This window comes from Natrinema soli, assembly GCF_028618695.1.
This window is the reverse complement of record NZ_JAQIVI010000282.1, coordinates 1-1161: the sequence shown is the minus strand read 5'-3', so window position 1 is coordinate 1161 and position 1161 is coordinate 1. Positions and strand designations below refer to the sequence as shown.

Here is a 1161-nt window from a genome sequence, read left to right as displayed (position 1 = left end):
GGCCCCGCCGATCCGGCGAGGGTTCGGACCGCGATCGAGGACGCGCTGGTCGGCGACGCGACGGCCGTTTCGCTCGAGGCCGTCGATGACGGAGACGAGAGGGGCCACTGAAAATCAGTGGATGAGAGACTACCGGTGAGTACAGGCAATCTATGTGTCACTTCGGACCGGTCAACTGGCGTGCGGTGGCGCTCGCTGGACCGCGGCGAACGGATAGTGAGCCGTGGTTCGAAGCCGTGCGAGGGATGAGTGAGCGACGGCAGGAGCGAACGAATCGGCTGGGGAGGGCGTGGCGATTCCCTGTTGCCACGATAGCAGGACGCTTTTTCTCACCAAACTCCTCCAGAACACACCGTTCTATTCACAGGAGATAGCGAGCGACGGAGCCGGACTCGACGAGCGCTATCTCGACTCGAGCGAAGCGTTTTGAACGCGGCGGCCCGAAACGTCCCCGATGACGCGACTGGTCGAACTCGATGACAGCGGACCACGCAAGCTCGAGGCGTCCGATATCGACGACGAAAAGGGAGACATCGCGGTCTGTCAGTGCGGGCTGTCGGACTCGTTTCCGTTCTGTGACGGGAGCCATCGGGCGACGCGCGACGAGGACGACGACGCGACCTACGTCTACGAGGACGGCGAGCGTCGTGAAGTCGAGCGGGTCGTGACGGTCGACGACGGCGAGGACGAGTAGGCGATTCCTCGCCCTGGTCCCGCGTTCCGATTTCTCAGAACGCGTCGCGCTCGCGGAGCCGGTCGACCACGTCTCGGACCCGCTGGGACGCTCCCCGGGGCGCGACGAGAATCCGGTCGTCGAACGCGGCGACGATCAGCTCATCGACCTCGAGCAGTGAAACGTGCGAGTCGGGCGCAGCGACGACGTTGTCCGCCGCGTCGATCGAGCGGACCTCGCCGGCGATGATTTCGTTTTCCACGTCGTCGTCACCGCTCGTCTCGAGGGCTCGTCCGACGGCGTCCCACGTTCCGAGATCGTCCCAGCCGAGCGATAGCGGCGTCACGAACGCGTCCGACGCCCGTTCCATGATCGCGTAATCCACGCTAACCGGATCGACCGCGTCGAAGCCCCGCTCCCGGTCGCCCTCCTCGAGCGTCTCGACCTGCGGCGCGAGCGGCGAGTGGCGCGCTTCCCGCAACAGCGCG

The 1161-nt window shown here is 65.8% G+C and carries 1 protein-coding gene and 1 pseudogene; one reads left to right on the top strand and one right to left on the bottom strand.

The window, feature by feature from the left end; translation table 11 throughout:
* The first annotated feature begins 454 nt into the window (after positions 1-454).
* Positions 455-694: a CDGSH iron-sulfur domain-containing protein gene (locus PGX04_RS17180; protein WP_273739636.1), complete on the top strand. Its 240-nt coding sequence runs from the start codon at positions 455-457 to the stop codon at positions 692-694.
* 34 nt (positions 695-728) lie between these two features.
* Here PGX04_RS17180 and PGX04_RS17175 read toward each other — a convergent pair.
* Positions 729-1161, bottom strand: a pseudogene (locus PGX04_RS17175) (mannose-1-phosphate guanylyltransferase); the annotation flags it as partial.

Excerpts from the sequence above, each read along its gene's own strand:
- PGX04_RS17180 (WP_273739636.1), top strand. The coding sequence starts at position 455 with ATGACGCGACTGGTCGAACTCGATGACAGCGGACCACGCAAGCTCGAG.